This is a genomic window from Kitasatospora sp. NPDC101155, assembly GCF_044768305.1.
Taxonomy (GTDB): domain Bacteria; phylum Actinomycetota; class Actinomycetes; order Streptomycetales; family Streptomycetaceae; genus Kitasatospora.
The window spans coordinates 198035-218056 of the sequence record NZ_JBIWPN010000010.1 but is presented as its reverse complement, the minus strand read 5'-3'; the positions used below and the strand labels follow the sequence as shown (position 1 = coordinate 218056).

Genomic DNA, 20022 nt, shown 5'->3' with positions numbered 1-20022 from the left:
CGCCCGTCGGCGATCATCCTGGTCGGATGATCATTCGCGAAGCCACCCCCGGGGACTGGCCGGCCATCTGGCCCTTCTTCCACGCCATCGTCGCCGCCGGCGAGACCTTCCCCTACCCCCTGGACATGTCCTCGGAGTTGGGCCAGGAGTGGTGGATGCACTCCGCCCCCGACCACACCGTGGTCGCGGTGGACGAGGACGGACGTGTCCTCGGCACCTCCACCATGAACCGCAACCGCCCCGGCAACGGCTCGCACGTGGCCAGCGCCAGCTACATGGTCGACCCGGCCCACCACGGCCGCGGCATCGGGCGGGCCCTGGTCGAGCACTCCCTCGACTGGGCCCGCCGATCCGGCTACCGCGCCATGCAGTTCAACGCCGTGGTCGCCAACAACCACCACGCCGTGAAGCTCTACCGGTCCCTCGGCTTCGAGATCGTCGGCACCGTCCCCGAGGCCTTCCACCACCCCGTCGACGGCTACGTCGGCCTGCACGTCATGTACCGGCCGCTGTAAGGGACTCACCCCCCGACCTACTCCTCGATCGCCCCGCCGATCGTGCGCAGGTGCTTCCGGAAGCTGTACGCCGGACGGGCCGCGCGGAGCTCCAGGTACTCCTCGAACCTGGTCTGCTCGCGCAGCGTGTCCCCGGCGGCGATCCGCTCGGCCTGCGCCCGCTCGGTCCGGGCGATCTCACACCATCGAGTGCAAGTCCGCCGTGCACTGAATAACCCGGCCCGGCGACGAATAGCGTGACGCCCATCTGAAGGCGGGGCATCATGAGTGCTGTGGCGCATGAGCAACCGATCACGGGCTCCCCATCGCAGGCCGACATCCTGCTGGAGAGCTTCCTCCGCCAAGCCCGACCAGGACCGCATCGCCAAGCGCCACTGCTACGCCCGGGCCGGCATCCCCCTCCACCTCCTCATCGACCGGGAGAAGTCGCAGTTCAGCCTCTTCGGCAAGCCCCACCGCGAGGAGTACACCGAGGTCCACCTCGCCGCCTTCGGCGAACCGCTCGCCCTCCCCGCCCCGTTCGACTTCGAGCTCGACACCAAGCCCTTCCTCTAGAAACCGCGAAACGGCCCGCACCCCCTCCCACACAGGGGGCACGAGCCGTTCCGGCATGCGGAGCGCGTCAGTTGCGGGTGGCCATGGCGCGCAGGAAGAAGGTGAGGTTGGCCGGACGCTCGGCGAGGCGGCGCATGAAGTAGCCGTACCACTCCTGGCCGTACGGCAGGTACACACGCATGGTGTTGCCCTCGCCGACGAGGCGCAGCTGCTCCTCGGGGCGGATGCCGTACAGCATCTGGTACTCGAAGGAGTCCCGGGTGCGGTTGTTCCACTGGGCCAGCTGGCCGGCGATCTTGATCATGTTGGGGTCGTGCGAGGCGATCATCGGGTAGCCCTCGCCCGCCATCAGGATCTTCAGCGCGCGGACGTACGCGAGGTCGACCTCGTGCTTGCCCTGGAAGGCGACCGACTCGGGCTCCTTGTAGGCGCCCTTGCACAGCCGCACGCGCGAGCCCGGGCCGGAGAACTCGCGGCAGTCGGCCTCGGTGCGGCGCAGGTAGGCCTGGAGCACGACGCCCAGCCAGGGGAAGTCCGCCCGCAGCTCGCGCGCGATGGCGAGGGTGGAGTCGGTGGTGGTGTGGTCCTCCATGTCGAGGGTCACCGTGGTGCCGGCCTCGGCGGCGGCCTCGCAGATGCGGCGGGCGTTCTCCAGCGCGATCTTCTCGCCGTCCACCGGCAGGAACTGGCCGACGGCCGACAGCTTGACCGACACCTCGGCACCGGCGGCGAGGCCGGTCTCCTTGAGGGCCTTGAGCAGGTGCTCGTAGGCCTCGGCGGTGCCGGCGGCCTGGGCGGCGTCCTGGGTGTCCTCGCCGAGGTGGTCCAGGGTGACCTTGCGGCCGGTGGCGACCAGGTCGTCGCAGGCGGTGACGGCGTCGTCGAGGGCCTCGCCGGCGACGAAGCGCTCGACTATCGCGTGGGTCGGGGGGAACTTCTCGACCACGGTGCGGACCTGCGGGGACCGGGAGGCCGCGAGAAGGGCGGAACGGAGCATCGTGACTCCTGGAGCTGGTGTTTCCAAGGGTGGCAGAAAGGAGCCGGGGCGGCGGTACGGGGGTGGGCCGCCGCCCCGGCGGGCGACGCCCGGCTGCGGGACCGGACGTCGCGGGTGACCGATGGCTTCTACAGCGGACCGGTCGGCATCAGGGCTGGTCAGCCCATGTGCGGGTAGCGGTAGTCGGTCGGCGGGACGAAGGTCTCCTTGACCGAGCGGGTCGAGGTCCAGCGCGCCAGGTTCTGCTTGGCGCCGGCCTTGTCGTTGGTGCCGGAGGCCCGGCCGCCGCCGAAGGGCTGCTGACCGACGACGGCGCCGGTCGGCTTGTCGTTGATGTAGAAGTTGCCGGCCGCGAAGCGCAGCTTGTGCATCGCGTCCTGGGCCGCCGCGCGGTCCTGGGCGATGATCGCGCCGGTCAGGCCGTAGGCCGACACGGACTCCATCTGCGCCAGCATCTCGTCGTACTTCTCGTCCTCGTAGACGTACACGGCGAGGATCGGGCCGAAGTACTCGTCGCGGAAGTACTCCGAGGCCGGGTCCTGGCAGACCAGGACGGTGGGGCGGACGAAGTAGCCGACCGAGTCGTCGTACGTGCCGCCGGCGAGGACCTCCACGGAGGCGTCCGCCTGGGCGCGGTCGATGGCGGCCTTGTTCTTGGCGAAGGCGCGCTCGTCGATGACCGCCGACATGAAGTTGGACAGGTCGGTGACGTCGCCCATGGTGAGGCCGTCGACCTCGGCGGCGAACTCGTCCTTCAGGCCGGCCCACAGCGAGGCCGGGACGTAGGCGCGGGACAGCGCCGAGCACTTCTGGCCCTGGAACTCGAAGGCGCCGCGGGTCATCGCGGTCTTCAGGACCTTGGGGTCGGCGGACGGGTGGGCGACCAGGAAGTCCTTGCCGCCGGTCTCGCCGACGATCCGCGGGTAGGTGCGGTAGCCGGCGATGTTCTCGCCCACGGAACGCCACAGGTGCTGGAAGGTGGCGGTGGAGCCGGTGAAGTGGATGCCGGCCAGCGCCGGGTGCTTGAGCGCCACGGCGGAGACGTCCAGGCCGTCGCCGGTCACCATGTTGATGACGCCCTTGGGCAGGCCGGCCTCCTCCAGCAGCTGCATCAGCAGGTGCGCGGAGAACTGCTGGGTCGGGGACGGCTTCCACAGCACCACGTTGCCCATCAGCGCGGGTGCGGTCGGCAGGTTGCCGGCGATCGCGGTGAAGTTGAACGGGGTGATCGCGTAGACGAAGCCCTCCAGCGGGCGGTGGTCGCTGCGGTTCCACACGCCGTCCGAGGAGATCGGCTGCTCGGCCATGATCTGGCGGGCGAAGTGCACGTTGAAGCGCAGGAAGTCGACCAGCTCGCAGGGGGTGTCGATCTCGGCCTGCTGGGCGGTCTTGGACTGGCCGAGCATGGTGGCGGCGGCCAGGGTCTCGCGCCAGGGGCCGGCCAGCAGGTCGGCGGCCTTGAGGAAGATCGCGGCACGGGAGTCGAAGGAGAGCGCCTGCCAGGCCGGGGCCGCGGCCAGGGCAGCGTCGATGGCGTCCTGCGCGTCGGCCTGGGTGGCGTTGCGCAGGGTACCGAGCCGAGCCGCGTGGTTGTGCGGCTGGACGACGTGGATCTCGGTGCCGCCGCCCATCCGGCGCTCACCGTTGATCGTCATGGTCAGCTGGACCGGCTCCTGGCCGCCCAGCTCCTTCAGCTTGGCCTCCAGACGGGCCCGTTCCGGGCTGCCGGGGGCGTAGCTGTGGACCGGCTCGTTCACCGGCGCGGGGACCTGGGTCACAGCGTCCATGAGGCGCACGCTCTCCTTCGTTCAGTGCGGGGGGATTGCCGGCGCGGGTCGCACGCCGGCCACAGCACGAACGCTATTCCTGCCCGCCCGGCCACATGATTGGCCGGGCGGCTAAATTCCCCCGTACGGCGTTGTCCGGCCCGACGAAACCGGTCACGCGACGGTCACGACCGCCCGTCAGGCGGCCCGCCCCGCGCGCCTCACCGGCGCCACCGGCACCACCCGCCGCTCCCAGTCGATGCGGTAGCCGTGCACCGGACGGAGCATCTTCTCCGGGCTCATGAAGGTCCGCATCATGATCGGCGCGACCAGCCGGAACACCATCCGCCCCACCGCCCCGGAGGCCTTCTGGTTGTTGGTGCGCTCGGCGTCGGCGGCGATCTTCTCCACCCGGGGGCGGCGCATCGCCTCGTACGCGGCGAAGGCGGCGGTGTGGTCGGGCAGGTCGCGCAGGCAGCGGGCGAGTTCGACGGCGCTCTCGACGGCCAGCGAGACGCCCTGTCCGGAGCTGTTGGACGGCGCGTGCACCGAGTCGCCGACCAGCACCATCCGGCCGCGGTACCAGTGCGGGACGGACGGCATGATCTCCAGCCGGGGGAAGGTCTCGATCGTCGCGGCGTCGGCGACCCGCAGCACCTCGCGGGCAGGCAGGTCGTCGGCGTGCAGCTCGCGGCACCGACGCAGCCAGTCCTCCCGGCTGACCGCGCGGGCCTGCTCCTGGCTCAGCTGCTCGGGCTGCGGGATGTTGCTGAACCAGGCGGTGCCGCTGCCGTCGGCCAGGCCCCAGTAGCCGAAGAAGGCCCGGGCGCCGTTGGCGAAGTGCACGGTCTCGCCGCGTCCGGCCCGGCCGGGCAGCCGGTACGGGCTGTAGCCGCCGACGCCGAACAGGCCGGTGTACCGGGCGGCGGGCGCGGCCGGGTCGATCAGGGCGCGGACGGTCGATCCGGTGCCGTCGGTGCCGATCAGCAGGTCGCCGGTGGCGCTGGTGCCGTCGGCGAAGTGCGCGGTGACGCCGTCGGCGGTCTCCTCGGCACCCACCAGCCGTTTGCCGTAGCGCACGTCGAGGCCGGTCTCGCGCAGCCGCCGCTGCAGCACCTCGTACATCTCGGCGCGGCGCATCAGCCGTCCGCGCGGCAGGTCGGGGAGGCCGGCGAACTCGGCCAGCGCCCCGCCCTTGCCGTCCTCGATCACCATCGGCCCGACCGGCTGCCCGATCCGGCCGACCTCCGCCTCCAGCCCGACGACGGCCAGGGCGCCGAGCCCGTTGGGGGCGATCATGAAGGTTCCGCCGATGCCCTCGGCGGAGGTCTCGTAGGCCTCGAAGATCTCCGCCTCCAAGCCGGCCCTACGCAGCGCCAGCGCCATCACCGGACCGGCGATGCCGCCGCCGATGATCAGGGCCTTCTTCTTCGACGTACGCGTGGTGCTCATTCCAGGCTCCTCATGAACTCCTGCAGGGTCCGGTTGAACTCCGGCTCCCCGATCTGTCGGATGAGGTTCTCCGTGTAACGGCGCTCGGCCTCCAGCAGCGCGAGGGCGTACTCCTCCTCGACGACGAACATCGGGTGGACGTCCATGTCGCCGGCCTTGCGCAGCATGGCGCGCGAGGCGTCGATCCGCGCGTCCAGCGCCTCCAGCCGACGGCCGAGCAGGTCGGCCGACTCTTCGGTCGGAAGCACCACGAGCAGGCAGAGTGCGACCCCGAAGGCCGGGTACTCCTCCTGCGGTTCGGCGATCCACTCGCGCATCCAGTCGAGGAGCTCCGCCTGGCCCTCGGGCGTGAGGGCGTAGACGGTGCGTTCCGGTCGCTGGGTGTCGCGGACGGTCTCCTGCTCGGCGACGAACCCGGCCTTCCGCAGCTGCTCCACGACCATGTAGAGCGAGCTGCGGTTGTACTTGATGTTGCGGTCCTTGCCGTGCTCCTTGAGCCGACGACCCATCTCGTACGGGTGCATCGGTTCGGCTCCGAGTTCGGCCAGGACCGCGAGGGCCAGCGGGTTCGAGACCTTGCGTCGCTTCGCCATGAGAACGTTCCTCATCACTTGGTCAGTACTGACTATCCATTCTCAAATAGTCAGAGTCAACTATTCAGGAGTGACGTACCAGAACTCTGTCCGTCCGGCTAAAATCAACCACACACCGTTGTCCGAGCGGATGAAGGAGGCCCGGAGTGACCACCCCCGGCCTCCCGCTCCGCCGGCTGCTGATGTCCCTGGGCGAACCGCTGGTCGAACTCCAGGCCGCCCCAAAGGGGTTGGACGTCCCCGTCCGCGACGTCGCGATCCTCGACCCGGAGGACCCGCCCACCGCCGCCCCCGGCGAACTCGTCCTCGCGATCGGCGCCCGCGGCCGCGCGGCCCTCCCCGCCCTGCGCGCCGCCGGCCGGGCCGGTGCCGCCGCCGTCGCGGTCAAGCTGGACGGCCCCGGCCAGGCCGACGCCCTGCGCGAGGCCGCCACCGACGCCGGCGTCGCCCTGCTGTCGGTCCGCCGGGAGACCCGCTGGGAGCACCTCGACTCGCTCGCCCGCGCGATCATCGCCGGCCCGGACGCCCCGGACGCGCCCGGCGCCCCCGAGCCCAACGCGGGCGACCTCTTCTCCCTCGCCCAGACCGTCGCCGTCCTCACCAACGGCATCGTCTCGATCGAGGACACCTCCAGCCGGGTGCTCGCCTACTCCCGCTCCTCCGACTCCGACGAGGTCGACGACCTGCGCCGGCTGTCCATCCTCGGCTGGCAGGGCCCGGAGCCGTACCTGTCCAAACTGCGCGAGTGGGGCATCTTCCAGCACCTGCGCAGCTCGGACGCCCCGATCGCGGTCGAGCCGCACCCCGAGCTCGGCCTGCGCCGCCGGCTCGCGGTCGGCATCCGGGCCGGGGCGCAGCCGCTCGGCACCATCTGGGTCCAGGAAGGCGCCCAGCCGCTGGCCCCGCTCGCGGAACAGGCCCTGGTCGGCGCCGCCCGGGTGGCCGCCGCCCAACTGGTGCGCCGCCGACGCGAGTTGTCCGCCGACGTCCGGCTCACCCAGACCCTGCTGACTGGCCTGCTGGAGGGCTCCACCGGCCCTCAGTCGCTGGCCACCCACCTGGGCCTGGACCTGCGCCGCCCGGCCACCGTGCTGGCCTACGGCGCCCACACCACCGAGGCGCTGCACCGCTCCGACGTCACCGGCCTGATCTCGGTGCACACCGCCGCCCGGCACCGCACCGCACTGCTCGCCCCGATCGAGTCCCGGGTCTACGTGCTGCTGCCCGAACTCCCGCCCGGCCTGCCGATGGCGACCGTGCGCGGCTGGGCGGCCGAGGTGGTCACGGCCGCCCGGGAGCACCTCGGCGTCCCGCTGCGCGCCGCGATCGGCTCCACCGTCGACGGCCTGTCCCAGGTGCCCGACTCCCGCGCCCAGGCGGACCGGATCCTGGACGCGATGGGTCGCGGCGGGGTGGACCTCGACGTCGCGGCACTGATCGACGTCCAGGCCGAGGTGCTGGTCAGCGAGATGCTGGCGCTGCTCCAGGACCGCACCGGCCTGCGCGACCCCCGGCTGACCGCGCTCACCGAGTACGACCGCCGGCACAACACCCGGCTCGCCGAGTCGGTGCTCGCCTGGCTGGACGCGCTCGGCGAGGTCCGGGTGGCCGCCGACGCCCTGCACATCCACCCCAACACCCTGCGCTACCGGGTGCGCCGCGCCGAGCAGTTGACCGGCATCGACCTCGCCCAGCCGCAGCAGCGACTGCTGGCGATGCTGCAACTGCGGCTGCCCGCCGACGAGTAGCCCGCCGGCCGCCGGTTCGGCCGGTCCGTCAGGACGTCACCGGCGCCCCGCCCGCCACTGCTCCCAGGCCGACAGCCACAGCTGCTCGGCCAGCAGGTGCTCCTCCCAGACGTCGGCCCCGCCGCCCGGCCGCTCCCGCCACAGCTGCTCCCAGGCCCGCTGCGCCGACAGGCTGGCCACCTCGCTGGCGAACACCGTGTACCGCACGACCTCCTCCACGGCCGCCTCGCCCGCCGGTGTGCCGATCAGCCAATGCGTCTGCTGGGACAGTCGGTTGAGGTGGTTGACCATCGAGGTCACCGCCGCCACGGCCTCCTCCCGGGTCTCGGTGGCGAGCCGCATCTGCTGGCGCACCGCCATCTCCCAGCGGACCGCGCAGGCGTCCCCGCGCAGTGCGCGCGGCAGCCTCGGCGTGCGCCCGACCCGCACCTGCGCCTCCATCGCGGCGCTCTCCGCGATGCCCTGCGCGATCAGCTCCCGGTGCGCCTCCAGCCCCGTCACGGGCGGCAGTTCGCGTTCCTCGACCGGCACCCACCGGGCCCGCCGGGAGGCGAGGTCGCGCAGCAGGTCGCTGCGCCCACGCAGGTAGCGCTCGAAGTCGCCGATCTCGCCGAGCTCCACGCCACCGGGGTCGACCCCGCGCCCGCACACCGTGACGGTCAGCCCGCCGACCCGCAGCCGCCCGGCCCAGACCGGCCCGGCCGACTGCGCTCCACCTGGCTGGGCTCCGCCCGGGGCCATCGGCCGGTCCTCGTGCACCTCCACCGCGCAGGGCTCGCCGTCCACGGTGATCCACTCGCGCAGCGCCCGCACCCGGCCCGGACCGTCGCCCTCGTCGATGCCCAACTGCTCGTAGACGCGGTCCCGTTCGTCCTCGACCACGTCCTCCAGCTCGGGCAGCCGCTCGACCCGCTCGGCGCCCGGCCGGTAGGTGCGCACGGTCACGTACGGTCCGGCCGCGGAGGTCCAGTCGCCGCACTGCACCTCGACCCAGCGCAGCTCGCTGCCGCAGGTCTCGAAAGCGGCCAGCGCCTCGCCGCGGCGGGCCGGTCCGGCGGCCACGCCGTACACCGGGAAGTCGAGCGCGGCCAGGGTCCGGCGGGGGAAATCCTCTTGGTCGGCGAAACGATCCTGCCCACCCAGCCGGGTCGGGCCAGGCCCTCCGTCGTTGCGCTCCTGGGGCCTTCCGCCGCTCTCCCGCATCATCCTGTGCCGCACCCCCGAGTCCCTCGCGCCCGCACCGCTGACGCCACCTTACGTGCCCGGAGCTGCCGGGTCATCAGCTCGGCCGCCGGGCACGGCCGGTGGCCGTGTCACAGGGCCCGGTTGTCAGCCGCCCTCCCTACGCTGGCCGCATGACCGCACAGAGCACGCCGGAGCACGGCTTCCCCGCCCGGATCAGCATCGTCACCCTCGGGGTCTCCGACCTCGACCGCAGCGCCCGCTTCTACGAGGACCTCGGCTGGAAGCGCTCCACCGCCTCCAGCCCGGAGATCGTCTGGTTCCGCACCGCCGACTCGGTGCTCGGCCTCTTCCCCAGCGAGGAGCTGGCCGCCGACGCGGGCGTGCCCGCGACCGGCGAGCCCTCCTTCCGCGGCGTCACCCTCGCGGTGAACCTGGAGTCCCCCGCGCTGGTCGACGCCGCACTGCGGACGGCGGTCCAGGCCGGCGCCGTGGTCGTCAAGCCGCCGGTCCCGACCAGCTGGGGCGGCTACTCCGGCTACTTCGAGGACCCGGACGGCCACCTGTGGGAGCTGGCCCACAACCCGTTCTTCCCCTTCACCGAGGACGGCTCGCTGGACCTCCCGTAGGAGAGGAAAGCCCTAGTTCCGGGAGCGCGCCTTGAAGGCCGCCTTGCGCGCCTCCTTGGCCAGCGCCCGGTCCGGGTGCAGCTCGCCGATCGCCTCCAGGACGTCCGCCGTGTACGGGTGGTCGACCCGCCACAGCTCGCCGAACCACGCCGCCGGATCGCCGTTCACCGGCAGGTCGGTGATCAGCTCGCGCAGCAGCTCGGTGTCACCGCCGGTGTCCAGCAGCTGGGCGGCGAAGGTGTCGACCACCGTCCACAGCGCCATCGCCCGGTCCGGCACCGGCACGTCCGAGGCGCCCTGCGCGGCCAGCCAGGCCCGCGCCGCGCCGCCCAGCTCCGGGTCGTCCAGCACCTCCCGGACGGCGGGCTCGGCACCCGGCCCCAGCAGGTCGAGCGCCGCGACGGACAGCATCCGGCGCAGCGGCGCGTACCCGTCGGCGCCGCGGGCCGCCGCCAGCAGCTCGCGGGCCGCCGCGACCGGCTCCCGGCCCGCCACCCAGACCTTCAGCTCCTCCTCCGGCAGCACGTTGGCCGACTCGCACACCCCGCGCAGCAGCTCCGCCGCGTCCCCCTGGGCCAGCTCGCCGACCAGCGGCGCGTCGTAGCCGTCCTCCAGCAGCCACTGCCGGATGCCGTACTGGCCCAGCGGGGTGAGCCGGACCAGCCCGAAGCGGGCCGACTCCTCCTCGTCCAGCGGCGCCTCGCCGACGACGGCGGGCTCCTCGCCCTCCTCCTCGTCGAACAGCTCCGGGTCGATCGGGCGGTAGTCCAGCAGGCCCAACTCGGCGAGGTCGCCCAGCATCGGGTCCAGGGCGACCATCACATCGGTGATGTCGCCGAGCAGCTCCTCGCTCGGTTCCTCGCCCTCCGGCACCACCAGCAGCGCGGCCAGCACGCCCAGCGGCACCGTCTCGTTGCCGGGCTCGGCGAAGGCGGTGGTCTCGTACAGCACCTGCAGCGCCTCGTCGAGCAGCTCGGCGGCGGCGTCCCGGGCCTCCTCGACCTCGTTCAGTCCGTCCTCGTCCTCCTCCGCCGCGCCTTCCCCCGCCTCGCCCTCTCCCTCTTCCTCCGGCAGCGAATCCGCCTCCACCGCCAGCTCCCGGACGATCCCGGCGGCGGTCAGCCACAGCTCCAGGACGGTGTCCGGGTCCCCCTGCTCGGCGGGCTCCAGATCCGGCCCGGGCACGGCGACGTGCTCCCCGGCGGCGGTCGTCCCCAGCTCCACCAGATCCAGGTCGCAGGCCAGCGACCAGGCCCGCAGCGCCTCGACCTCGGCCTCCTCGGGCACCTCGCCCTCGGCCGGGGCCAGGCCCAGCAGCCGCGTCGCGGGCGCCCGGTCCTCCTCGACCAGGTCGCCGAACTCGTCCACCGCCCGGTGCGGGGCGGCCCAGCGGGCCAGCGCCAGGGCGTAGCCGAACATCGGCACGGCCTTCGCGTGCTCGGCCAGCTCCCGCTCGGCGGGGAGCTTCACCGGCGGCACCAGGACGGCGGCGTCGTCCAGATCCTCGTCGTCCAGGCCGTGCGCGGCGAACGCCCCGTAGAGGTCCTGGAGCTCCATGTCGGCGGGCAGGACGGCCTCGGCCGCGCCCTCTCCCGCCGAAGCCCCTGCGTTCTTCCGACGTCGTCCGGCCATCGTCGTGTGCTCTCCCTCAGCCAGCGGTCAGCCCAAACAGCTCCGCGTACCCGTCTACCACCTCAGCGTATAGGCCGGACACCCCCGATGCCCGGCCTCTAGGGCGCGCGCAGGGGCGCGCGCCGCAACCGTGCGCCCACCCCTTATCCTTCGCAGTGGTACCACGCACAACCCCGCGCGGGCCGTCGGGCAACGAAGCCCTCCTCTCTCAGCTCATCCGCTCCACCAGGGAGCCCCGCACCGCGGCCACCACCACAGCGCCTCAGGACGGGCGCGCCGGCACACCCCGCCGACCCCGGTGGTGCCCTGCCACAGGAGACCCCTCATATGGCGGACCTCTCCCCCGCCGGCTCCGGCCTGCGCACCGCGCAGCTCGACGGACGCCGACTGTCGGAGGCCCTGCTCCCCCTGGAACTCGCGCCGCGCGCCCAGCTCCAGCTCTCCGCGATCAGCCGCTGGAACGCGATGCGCGGCATCCGCGTCGGCCTGGTCTCGGCCGCCCTGCTGCTGATGCTGATCGGCGCCAACCTGGCGACGCCGATCTACCCGATGATCCAGCAGCGCCTCGGCCTGGGTGCGCTCGACACCACGATCCTGTTCACGATCTACGTGTTCGCGCTGGTCCCGGTGCTGGCCATCGTCGGCCACTGGTCCGACCACCTCGGCCGCCGCGCCCTGATCCTGCCCGCCGTCGCGCTGGCCGCCGCAGGCGACGTGGTGTTCGCGACCGCCGGAAGCTTCTGGCAGCTGGCGATCGGCCGGGCCGTCCAGGGCATCGCCGTGGGTCTGTCCACCGGCGCCGCCGGGGCCGCCCTCGGCGACCTGCTGCCCGACCACCCGACCCTGGCCGCCAAGCTCACCCTGGCCTGTTCCGCAGGCGGTGTCGCGCTCGGCCCGGTGGTCGGCGCCCTGCTGGCCGGCGGCTCGGATCCGCTGCTGACGCCCTTCCTGCTGCACGCCATCGCCCTGCTCGCACTCTGCGTGCCGCTGGCGCTCGTCCACCCGCGGATGCCCGGCCGCAACCGTCCGCCGTCCTCTCCGCCGCGTATCACCACCCCGGCCCACCTGCGCCCGCAGCGCCTGCGGCTGCCGCGCACCGGGCGCCGCGAGTTCCTGCTCGCGGCCTCGGCCGGCTTCATCTCGTACGCGGTCTTCGGCGTCTACCTCAGCCTGGCCCCGTCCTTCGCCGCCAAGCTGCTGCACACCCCCTCGCACCTGGCCGGCGCGATCGTGGCCGCCCTGCTGCTCGGCTCCTCGGCCGCCGCCCAGCTGATCGTCCCGCCTACCTCGGACCGCCTGGTGATCGCCCTCGGCATGGCCGGCCTGGCCACCGGGCTCGCCCTGGTCGTCGCCGCCGGCTACACCGGCACCCCGGCACTGCTCTTCATCGGCAGCGTCCTCGGCGGCGCCTGCCAGGGCGTCGCCTTCCGCTCCCTCTTCACCACTGCCGTCGCCGCGATGAACCCGGAACGTCGGGGCTCCGAGCTCTCCGCCCTCTGGATCATCGTCTACCTCGGCAGCTCCCTGCCCATCGTCATCGTCGGCGCCCTGGTCCAGGCCTACGGCCTCCTCCCCGCCGTCAGCGGCTTCGCCACCCTGGCGGCCCTCCTCTGCGCCGCCCTCGCGGTCGCCGTCGCCCGCAAGCCCAAGCAGGCCTGACCACACGCACGAAACGCCGCTGCCCGGGACTTCCTCCGAAGTCCCGGGCAGCGGCGTTCCACCCTGGCCAGGGTGTCCGCCTCTCGGTGCTGATCTCGAAATCCAACGGTTTCGGAAGCCGGACCGATTCGCCGAACTTCCACTCCCCCGCACCTCGTATGCGGTGCTCAGTGAGGCGACGTCGGCGAGATGATCCGCTCCAGGTAGTGGTTGTCGACCAGCCATTTGACGCCGAAGCCCTGGTCCGGAGTGGGAGCGCCGGGGATGAGGGTGTAGTCCAGTTCGTACTGGGTGCCGAGTCCGGGCTGCGCGAACCAGGGAGCGACGGTCCCCGAGTAGACGGTGAACTCCTTGATCACCCGGTAGTCGTAGTAGTTGCAACCGGCCGCCGGATCGCCGTCGAGGTTCATCGGCGGGATCGCCCGCTGCGCGTACGGCGTCCCCTCGGGGGCGAGGAAGGCACCGTGCAGTTCACCCCCGTACCGGTCGATGTCCTGGCCGACCTGAAAGGTGAGGAGGGCTCGCTGCGGGGTCCCGTCCGGATTGACGATGTACCCGTTCTGCGCCGGGTAGACCCAGCCCCCGTCCTTCCAGTACAGGTCCAGGAACCGCTGGGGGCCCAGATCGTTGGTGGGCTGGTAGCCCGTGAGCTCCTTGCCGGCGAGCCCGAGGACGGGCAGGCGCAGGGGCCCCAGCCGCTTGTCCCCGTTGAGGTACTCCGCTGAGCATTCGGTCAACGACCGCTCGGCGTCAGGACCGGGTCGGCCCTGCACCGTACCGGCTCTGTCATGGGACATCACCACCTGGGCAGAGGCCGGCGAGCCCGCGAACAGGACCGCGGTGGTGGTAAGGGCGGCGAGGAGGTGACGGATCTTCACACTGCTCCCTCGTAAGGAACGGGCGTCATGCCGCGCGAGCAACATGGCGCAGCGAGTCCAAGCAACTACTCTACGTAGTCATTTGGTGTCCCCCACGAAACCGCGCCGGGGGAGAGAAGGTCAACGCGACCCGCTGAGGGACGACGGGAAGTCAGTGGGAAGAAGCCGGAAACCCGTCCGTCTGGTTGGGCTCGGCCTCAGGGGCTGCCCGGGGTGATCACACAGAAGGCGAGCACGGGCAGCGCCACCACACCGCCGTCGCCACGATGAACCCGGAACGCCGGGGCTCCGAACTGAGCTCCCTGTGGATCACCGTCTACCTCGGCAGCTCCGCCCCCATCATCGCCGTCGGCGCCCTGGTCCAGGCCTACGGCCTCCTCCCCGCCATCAGCGGCTTCGCCACCCTGGCCGTCGCCGTCGCCCGCAAGCCCAAGCAGGGCTGACCACACGCACGAAGAACGCCGCTGCTCGGGACCTCCGAAGAGGTCCCGAGCAGCGGCGTTTCACCTCGAAGCTATGCGTCCCATGACTTCCACTTCTCAGCGCTGATCTCGACATCGAACGGCTCCGGAAGTCGAACGGTCTCGCCGAACTTCCACTCCCCCAGCACCTCGTACGTCCCCTCAGCCTTGTTCGGCTCGCCGAACAGGGTGACACCGGGCTGCCGCGGGTCGCGGTCCACCAACAGGTAGTACGGGATTCCCGTACGTGCGTAACCGCTCCACTTGGTGGGCTTTACCTGCCGACCGAACATCGGGCGCCGATCGTGGCGAGCGTTGGACTCCGAAGTCACCTCGATCGCCATTCCGATTTCGTGCGGGTAGAGGCGAACGACAGTACTGGCCAGCGCACGCTCTTCCACTTCAGCATCCACAACAACGATGTCCGGGATGTAGCCGTCCCCGACTCCCACCAGGTCCAGATTGACCATCTGCAACGCCCGCCAAGGAAAGGCCGGGTCTGGGACGCCGGCGCGATCGATCGCCCGCTCGATGTGCGCGAGGAACACCGCATGGGTAACGGCTGGCGCCGGTGACACGACGATCTCCCCTCCGACCACTTCCACCCGCGTGCCGTCGTCCGGCAGCCGGAGGTACTCCTCCAGTTCCCCCCGGACCCACATGGCGTACGGCGAGTCAGGCAGAAGCAACTGCGCGAACGCAACTACCGACATGAATTCGCTCCCTCCGAGGTCGCGGCTCCAGCCTGGCCGCCCGATCGCAGATATACCACTGCCGCACAAACAATTCCCTCGAAGGAGAGGTTTGCGCGGCAGCAGGTTGACTCTCGGCTCCTCTGCTCGCGCCAGGAACACAGACCGAAGGAACCCCCGCTATGACGAGCTCAACCCACCTGCCGAGTCCCGTCCAGGTGCTGCAGGTCCGCACGCTGCACCTGGTCGAAACGACCGCCCCGCAGCTCGCCCAGGAGCACCAGCTCGCCATGGACCGGGCGTGGAGGGCCGCGACGCAGGCGTGCGGCGCGAGAGCCTGCACGGCATCGAGATCAGCGCCGACCTCACCGACCCGAACGCCGTCGCCGCATTGACCAGCCAGGTCGAGTCCCGAACTCGGCCCGGTCGACATCCTCGTCAACAACGCCGGCGCCTACCCCCGCATCCCGTGGGACGAGCTCGGCGAGGACGAGTGGGCACGCGCCATCGAGTCCAACCTGACTATCCACTACCGTACTTGTCGGGCCATTACCCCCGACATGGCCGAGCGTCGATGGGGACGGATCGTCAACATCGGCAGCGTCAACGCCCGCGTCGGTCGCCCTGCGCCACTGCCCTCGCGGCCCGACTACCGCGCGCCGGCGACCAGCTGCCGCAACCGCGCCGGAGCCGGCAACCCCAGCTCCGCCCGCAGGCGCCGCTCGTAGCGTTCGACATCCTGCAGAGCCTCGCCGGGGTTGCCCTCGGCGAGGTGGGCCCGGATCAGCGAGGCCTGACTGCTCTCGCGCAACGGGTCGGCGCGGACGGCGGCGCCGGCGGCGGCCACCGCCTCGGGGAAACGACGGGCGCTGACGAAGGCGCGGGCCAGGGCCTCAAGGGCGTGGACCCGCAGGCGCCGCCAGTTGTCGGCCTCCAGCAGCGTCCAGTCCTCGTACCAGCCCGGCAGCAGGTCCGCCGAGAGGTCCTCGACGGCCGCCAGCCCGAGGCCCGCCCGGGCGGGGCCCGCACCGGGCGCCAGGATCCGGTGGGCCAGCGTCCTCGCCTCGCGGATGTCCACGCCGACGCCGTCGGCCAGCCTCAGCTCGGTCGGGCCGACCTCCAGTGCCTCCCGGCCCGCCGCCGGGAGCCGGGACAGCGCCGAGCGCAGGCTCGCATACGCGCAGCGCTCCGCGGCGTCCGGCCAGAGTGTCCCGGCCACCAGCGCGCGCGGCACCTTCCCGTTGCAACACAGCGCCACGAAGGCGAGTAAGCGCTCCGCCCCCGCGGACAGGGCCACCGACGCGTCACCGACCGAGAGGTCGAAGCCGCCGAGCAGAGCGAGCCGTACGCCTGGCCCGGGAGCCGTGGAGCGCCGATCGTCGCTGGCCATCGCATCGCCATCTCTTCGTGCACAAGATCCGCCCCTTTTCCATGCTGCGCCGCCCGTTCTGCACTGTCGACCGCAGACGCCACGTGCTCGGCGGCCAGGTCCAGCCCGTTGATCCCCGTCGGCGTCACGGCTGCGTCACGCCCCCATCGGAAAGATCGCAGGTACGAGGGCGGACGGGCGGACGGATCCGCTGGGCGCACGACTCATCGCAGTGGAGCAGACGGTGCCGAGAGCGCCCGCACCCCCGCCACGGGTGGCGACACGAGGGGCATGCCCGCGCCCTCCACAGTCCCGAGCAAGCCCGAGCAAGCCCGAGAAAGGGACCACGATGCATATCAACATCCGCACCGCGCGGCGCCTGTCGGCCCTCCTCGCCGTCCCCGTGCTGGTGCTCACCGGAGGACCGCTCTCCGTGGCGGTTGCCGGCACGGCGACCGTCGCACCCACCCTCGCCCCCACCCAGGGAGACACGGGCACCGTGCTGAACCTGGTCAACGAGGCACGGGCCACCGCGGGCTGTCCGGCCCTCACCGTGAACTCCCAGCTCGTCCAGGCGGCCCAGGCCCACAGCAACGACATGGCGAAGACCGGGAACCTGTCCCACACCGGCTCCGACGGATCCAGCGCCGGTGACCGCATCACCAAAGCCGGTTTCAAGTGGAGCGCCTACGCCGAGAACATAGCCCAGGGCTACGGCAGTGCGAAGGCCACCTTCGATGGCTGGATGAACAGCTCGGGCCACAAGGCCAACATCCTCAACTGCACCTACAAGGACACCGGCATCGCCGACACGAACGGCTACTGGACCCAGGTCTTCGGCACACCCCAGTGACCGCCCGGAACCTCCCGCGCCGCCTCCGCCACGTCTCCTACGAAACGTAGAACGCCGCTGCCCGGGACGGAGAACCCGTCCCGGGCAGCGGCGTTCGTACAGAACTCAGTACAGAAAACAGAACTCAGTACAGAAAAGACCTCAGACGTTGAAGCCGAGCGCGCGGAGCTGCTCGCGGCCGTCGTCGGTGATCTTGTCCGGGCCCCACGGCGGCATCCAGACCCAGTTGATCCGCAGGTCCTGCACCAGGCCGTCGGTGGCGGTCTTGGCCTGGTCCTCGATGACGTCGGTCAGCGGGCAGGCCGCCGAGGTGAGCGTCATGTCGATGGTGGCCACGTCGGACTCGTCGATGTGGATGCCGTAGATCAGGCCCAGGTTGACGACGTCGATGCCCAGTTCGGGGTCGACGACGTCCATCAGGGCCTCGGTCAGGTCCTCGACCGACACGGTGCCGGCAGTGGTGCCGACGATGACGCCGTTCGGCTGCTCCTCCGCAGTGGAGGCCTGGGCGTCGGTGGTGGTGTTCTCGTCACTCATGGTCTGTCCTCCTTCGCGGGGTCAGTCGTTGGCGGGGTGGGCGAGGGCCTGGGCGGTGGCGTCCTTCCAGGCCATCCAGCTGAGCAGGGCGCACTTGACCCGGGCCGGGTACTTGGAGACACCGGCGAACGCGACCGCGTCCTCCAGCACCTCCTCGTCGCCCTCGCCCTGGCCCTTGCTCTGCATCAGCTCCAGGAAGGCCTCCTGGACCGCCTGCGCCTCACCGACGGTCTTGCCGACCACCAGGTCGTTCAGCACCGAGGCGCTGGCCTGGCTGATCGAACAGCCCTGGGACTCGTACGAGACGTCGGCGACCGTCGCGCCGTCGAGCTTCACCCGCAGGGTGATCTCGTCGCCGCACGTCGGGTTGACGTGGTGCACTTCGGCGTCGCCGTCCCGCAGCCCCTTGCCGTGGGGATTGCGGTAGTGGTCCAGGATGATGTCCTGGTACATCGAGTCGAGCTTCATGTCCTGCGGGTCCCGTCAGCCGAAGAAGTTCCGGACGTGGTGCAGGCCGTCGATCAGCGCGTCGACCTCGCCCGGCGTCGAGTACAGGTAGAACGACGCCCGCGTGGTCGCCGGAATTCCGTACCGCAGGCAGACCGGCCGCGCGCAGTGGTGCCCGACGCGCACGGCGATGCCCTGCTCGTCCAGCACCTGGCCCACGTCGTGCGGGTGGATGTCGCCGAGGGTGAAGGAGATCGCGGCGCCGCGGTCCACGGCCGTGCGCGGGCCGATGATCCGCAGCTCCGGCACCTCCAGCAGGCGCTCGACCGCGTACTCGGTGATCGCGTGCTCGTGCGCCGCGATCTTCTCCATGCCGATGCCCTGGAGGTAGTCGATGGCCGCGCCCAGCCCGACCGCCTGGGCGATCGGCGGGGTGCCGGCCTCGAACTTGTGCGGCGCCGGGGCGTAGGTGGACGAGCCCATGGTGACGGTCTCGATCATCTCGCCGCCGCCCAGGAACGGCGGGAGGTCCTCCAGCAGCTCCTGGCGGCCCCACAGCACGCCGATGCCGGTCGGGGCCAGCATCTTGTGGCCGGTGAAGGCGACGAAGTCGGCCTCCAGCGCCTGCACGTCCAGCACCATGTGCGGCGCGGCCTGCGAGGCGTCGATGACGACCAGCGCGCCGACCGACTGGGCCTTGCGGACGATCGTCTCGACCGGGTTGATCGTGCCCAGCAGGTTGGAGACCAGGGTGAAGGAGACCACCTTGGTCTTCTCGGTGATCAGCTCGTCGATGTTCGACAGGTCGAGCCGGCCCTCGTCGGTCAGCCCGAACCACTTGAGCTTCGCACCGGTGCGCTGCGAGAGCAGCTGCCACGGGACGATGTTGGAGTGGTGCTCCATCTCCGTGATCACGATCTCGGAGTCGGCGTCCACCCGGTACGGCTCGTCGGCCCAACCGAGCATGTTGGCCACGAGGTTGAGCGACTCCGAGGCGTTCTTGGTGAAGATCACCTCGTTGCGGCTCGGCGCGTTGATGAACGCCGCGACCTTGTCGCGGGCGCCCTCGTACATCGCCGTGGCCTCCTCGGCGAGCACGTGCACGCCGCGGTGGACGTTGGCGTTGTGCCGCTCGTAGTAGGCGTTCAGGGCCTCCAGCACCTGGCGCGGCTTCTGCGAGGTCGCCGCGTTGTCCAGGTAGACCAGCGGCTTCTCGTCGTGCAGCACACGCTGCAGGACCGGGAAGTCCTTGCGGATCGCGTCGGTGTCGAGCAGACCGGTCAACGGATGCGTCACTCGGATGCGCCGCCCTTCACATACGCCTCGTAGCCCTCGTTCTCCAGCTTGTCGGCCAGCTCGGCGCCGCCGGACTCGACGATGCGGCCGCCCGCGAAGACGTGGACGTAGTCGGGCTTGATGTACCGCAGGATGCGGGTGTAGTGGGTCACCAGCAGGGTGCCGACCTCGCCGGTCGAGCGGACCCGGTTGATGCCCTCGGAGACGATCCGCAGCGCGTCGACGTCCAGGCCGGAGTCGGTCTCGTCGAGGATCGCGATCTTCGGCTTGAGCAGCTCCAGCTGGAGGATCTCGTGGCGCTTCTTCTCGCCGCCGGAGAAGCCCTCGTTGACGTTGCGCTCGGCGAAGGCCGGGTCCATCTGGAGGGCGGCCATCGCCTCCTTGACCTCCTTCACCCACAGCCGCAGCTTCGGGGCCTCGCCGCGCACGGCGGTGGCGGCGGTGCGCAGGAAGTTGCTGACCGAGACGCCGGGGACCTCGACCGGGTACTGCATGGCCAGGAACACGCCGGCCTTGGCACGCTCGTCGACGGACATCTCCAGGACGTCCTCACCGTCCAGCAGCACCGAGCCGCCGGTGACGGTGTACTTGGGGTGCCCGGCCAGCGAGTAGGCCAGGGTGGACTTGCCGGAGCCGTTCGGACCCATGATGGCGTGGGTCTCGCCCTGCTTCACGGTCAGGTCGACGCCCTTCAGGATCTCGCGCGGGCCGTTCTCGGCCTCGACGGAGACGTGCAGGTCGCGGATTTCAAGGGTTGCCAT

Annotated in this window: 22 protein-coding genes; 9 read left to right on the top strand and 13 right to left on the bottom strand. The window is 71.3% G+C overall.

Annotation, left to right across the window (positions count from 1 at the left end; genetic code table 11):
* The first annotated feature begins 26 nt into the window (after nucleotides 1–26).
* Nucleotides 27–515 carry a GNAT family N-acetyltransferase gene (locus tag ACIRYZ_RS17910; RefSeq protein WP_402945039.1) on the top strand — a complete coding sequence of 163 codons (489 nt, stop codon included), beginning with the start codon at nucleotides 27–29 and terminating at the stop codon, nucleotides 513–515.
* 279 nt (nucleotides 516–794) lie between these two features.
* The gene (locus tag ACIRYZ_RS17905) at nucleotides 795–1070 is read left to right on the top strand and encodes a Uma2 family endonuclease (RefSeq protein ID WP_402945037.1); all 276 of its coding nucleotides are present in this window, start codon (nucleotides 795–797) and stop codon (nucleotides 1068–1070) included.
* 67 nt (nucleotides 1071–1137) lie between these two features.
* Here the strand turns inward: ACIRYZ_RS17905 and ACIRYZ_RS17900 are convergent, their stop codons facing one another.
* The 4 genes from ACIRYZ_RS17900 to ACIRYZ_RS17885 form a co-directional block, all read right to left on the bottom strand.
* Nucleotides 1138–2067: a proline dehydrogenase family protein gene (locus tag ACIRYZ_RS17900; protein ID WP_380611010.1), complete on the bottom strand. Its 930-nt coding sequence runs from the start codon at nucleotides 2065–2067 to the stop codon at nucleotides 1138–1140.
* A 158-nt stretch (nucleotides 2068–2225) separates the two neighbouring features.
* Complete coding sequence (gene pruA / locus ACIRYZ_RS17895; RefSeq protein ID WP_393026240.1) at nucleotides 2226–3854, bottom strand: L-glutamate gamma-semialdehyde dehydrogenase; 1629 nt, start codon at nucleotides 3852–3854, stop codon at nucleotides 2226–2228.
* Between the two features lie 177 nt (nucleotides 3855–4031).
* Entirely contained in the window at nucleotides 4032–5285 is a 1254-nt protein-coding gene (locus tag ACIRYZ_RS17890) for an FAD-dependent oxidoreductase (RefSeq protein WP_402945035.1), read from the bottom strand.
* Nucleotides 5282–5878: a PadR family transcriptional regulator gene (locus ACIRYZ_RS17885; protein WP_402945032.1), complete on the bottom strand. Its 597-nt coding sequence runs from the start codon at nucleotides 5876–5878 to the stop codon at nucleotides 5282–5284. Before ACIRYZ_RS17885 ends, ACIRYZ_RS17890 begins: the two co-directional genes overlap by 4 nt.
* 146 nt (nucleotides 5879–6024) lie before the next feature.
* Here ACIRYZ_RS17885 and ACIRYZ_RS17880 point away from each other — a divergent pair, with 146 nt between their 5' ends.
* Nucleotides 6025–7626, top strand: a complete 1602-nt coding sequence (locus ACIRYZ_RS17880; RefSeq protein ID WP_402945029.1) for a PucR family transcriptional regulator — start codon at nucleotides 6025–6027, stop codon at nucleotides 7624–7626.
* A gap of 36 nt (nucleotides 7627–7662) precedes the next feature.
* Here ACIRYZ_RS17880 and ACIRYZ_RS17875 read toward each other — a convergent pair whose 3' ends face one another.
* Nucleotides 7663–8844 (bottom strand): hypothetical protein, encoded by a 1182-nt coding sequence (locus tag ACIRYZ_RS17875; protein ID WP_402945028.1) that lies wholly within the window; start codon nucleotides 8842–8844, stop codon nucleotides 7663–7665.
* Between the two features lie 137 nt (nucleotides 8845–8981).
* On the opposite strand from ACIRYZ_RS17875, the gene ACIRYZ_RS17870 reads away from it, so the two are divergent.
* Nucleotides 8982–9437 (top strand): VOC family protein, encoded by a 456-nt coding sequence (locus ACIRYZ_RS17870; RefSeq protein ID WP_402945026.1) that lies wholly within the window; start codon nucleotides 8982–8984, stop codon nucleotides 9435–9437.
* Nucleotides 9438–9449: 12 nt separating this feature from the next.
* On the opposite strand, the gene ACIRYZ_RS17865 is transcribed toward ACIRYZ_RS17870, so the two are convergent.
* Nucleotides 9450–11069 (bottom strand): hypothetical protein, encoded by a 1620-nt coding sequence (locus ACIRYZ_RS17865; protein ID WP_402945024.1) that lies wholly within the window; start codon nucleotides 11067–11069, stop codon nucleotides 9450–9452.
* A 327-nt stretch (nucleotides 11070–11396) separates the two neighbouring features.
* Between ACIRYZ_RS17865 and ACIRYZ_RS17860 the strand changes: the two genes are divergently transcribed.
* Nucleotides 11397–12728 (top strand): MFS transporter, encoded by a 1332-nt coding sequence (locus tag ACIRYZ_RS17860; protein ID WP_402945021.1) that lies wholly within the window; start codon nucleotides 11397–11399, stop codon nucleotides 12726–12728.
* 167 nt (nucleotides 12729–12895) lie between these two features.
* On the opposite strand, the gene ACIRYZ_RS17855 is transcribed toward ACIRYZ_RS17860, so the two are convergent.
* A complete protein-coding gene (locus ACIRYZ_RS17855) occupies nucleotides 12896–13606 on the bottom strand; it encodes a TNT domain-containing protein (RefSeq protein ID WP_402945018.1) in 711 nt (236 codons plus the stop codon).
* 266 nt (nucleotides 13607–13872) lie between these two features.
* Here ACIRYZ_RS17855 and ACIRYZ_RS17850 point away from each other — a divergent pair, with 266 nt between their 5' ends.
* Complete coding sequence (locus ACIRYZ_RS17850; protein ID WP_402945016.1) at nucleotides 13873–14049, top strand: hypothetical protein; 177 nt, start codon at nucleotides 13873–13875, stop codon at nucleotides 14047–14049.
* 71 nt (nucleotides 14050–14120) lie between these two features.
* On the opposite strand, the gene ACIRYZ_RS17845 is transcribed toward ACIRYZ_RS17850, so the two are convergent.
* Nucleotides 14121–14780 carry a Uma2 family endonuclease gene (locus ACIRYZ_RS17845; protein ID WP_402945014.1) on the bottom strand — a complete coding sequence of 220 codons (660 nt, stop codon included), beginning with the start codon at nucleotides 14778–14780 and terminating at the stop codon, nucleotides 14121–14123.
* Between the two features lie 161 nt (nucleotides 14781–14941).
* On the opposite strand from ACIRYZ_RS17845, the gene ACIRYZ_RS17840 reads away from it, so the two are divergent.
* Together ACIRYZ_RS17840 and ACIRYZ_RS17835 are read left to right on the top strand one after the other, a co-directional pair.
* On the top strand, nucleotides 14942–15154 hold the full coding sequence (locus tag ACIRYZ_RS17840; protein ID WP_402945012.1) for a hypothetical protein: 213 nt from the start codon (nucleotides 14942–14944) through the stop codon (nucleotides 15152–15154).
* 36 nt (nucleotides 15155–15190) lie between these two features.
* Nucleotides 15191–15487 (top strand): SDR family NAD(P)-dependent oxidoreductase, encoded by a 297-nt coding sequence (locus ACIRYZ_RS17835; protein WP_402945250.1) that lies wholly within the window; start codon nucleotides 15191–15193, stop codon nucleotides 15485–15487.
* Here ACIRYZ_RS17835 and ACIRYZ_RS17830 read toward each other — a convergent pair.
* On the bottom strand, nucleotides 15409–16149 hold the full coding sequence (locus tag ACIRYZ_RS17830; RefSeq protein WP_402945009.1) for a BTAD domain-containing putative transcriptional regulator: 741 nt from the start codon (nucleotides 16147–16149) through the stop codon (nucleotides 15409–15411). The two genes, ACIRYZ_RS17835 and ACIRYZ_RS17830, sit on opposite strands and share 79 nt — an antisense overlap.
* 328 nt (nucleotides 16150–16477) lie before the next feature.
* Between ACIRYZ_RS17830 and ACIRYZ_RS17825 the strand changes: the two genes are divergently transcribed.
* On the top strand, nucleotides 16478–16981 hold the full coding sequence (locus ACIRYZ_RS17825; RefSeq protein WP_402945007.1) for a CAP domain-containing protein: 504 nt from the start codon (nucleotides 16478–16480) through the stop codon (nucleotides 16979–16981).
* A gap of 141 nt (nucleotides 16982–17122) precedes the next feature.
* On the opposite strand, the gene ACIRYZ_RS17820 is transcribed toward ACIRYZ_RS17825, so the two are convergent.
* The 4 genes from ACIRYZ_RS17820 to sufC are packed head-to-tail and all read right to left on the bottom strand — an operon-like array spanning nucleotide 17123 to nucleotide 20022.
* Nucleotides 17123–17518, bottom strand: a complete 396-nt coding sequence (locus tag ACIRYZ_RS17820) for a metal-sulfur cluster assembly factor (RefSeq protein ID WP_380610991.1) — start codon at nucleotides 17516–17518, stop codon at nucleotides 17123–17125.
* A 21-nt stretch (nucleotides 17519–17539) separates the two neighbouring features.
* Nucleotides 17540–17986 carry a Fe-S cluster assembly sulfur transfer protein SufU gene (gene sufU, locus ACIRYZ_RS17815; RefSeq protein WP_380610990.1) on the bottom strand — a complete coding sequence of 149 codons (447 nt, stop codon included), beginning with the start codon at nucleotides 17984–17986 and terminating at the stop codon, nucleotides 17540–17542.
* Nucleotides 17987–18001: 15 nt separating this feature from the next.
* Nucleotides 18002–19261 carry a cysteine desulfurase gene (locus ACIRYZ_RS17810; RefSeq protein ID WP_402945004.1) on the bottom strand — a complete coding sequence of 420 codons (1260 nt, stop codon included), beginning with the start codon at nucleotides 19259–19261 and terminating at the stop codon, nucleotides 18002–18004.
* Nucleotides 19258–20022, bottom strand: coding sequence for a Fe-S cluster assembly ATPase SufC (gene sufC / locus ACIRYZ_RS17805; RefSeq protein WP_030290237.1), 765 nt, complete (start codon nucleotides 20020–20022; stop codon nucleotides 19258–19260). Before sufC ends, ACIRYZ_RS17810 begins: the two co-directional genes overlap by 4 nt.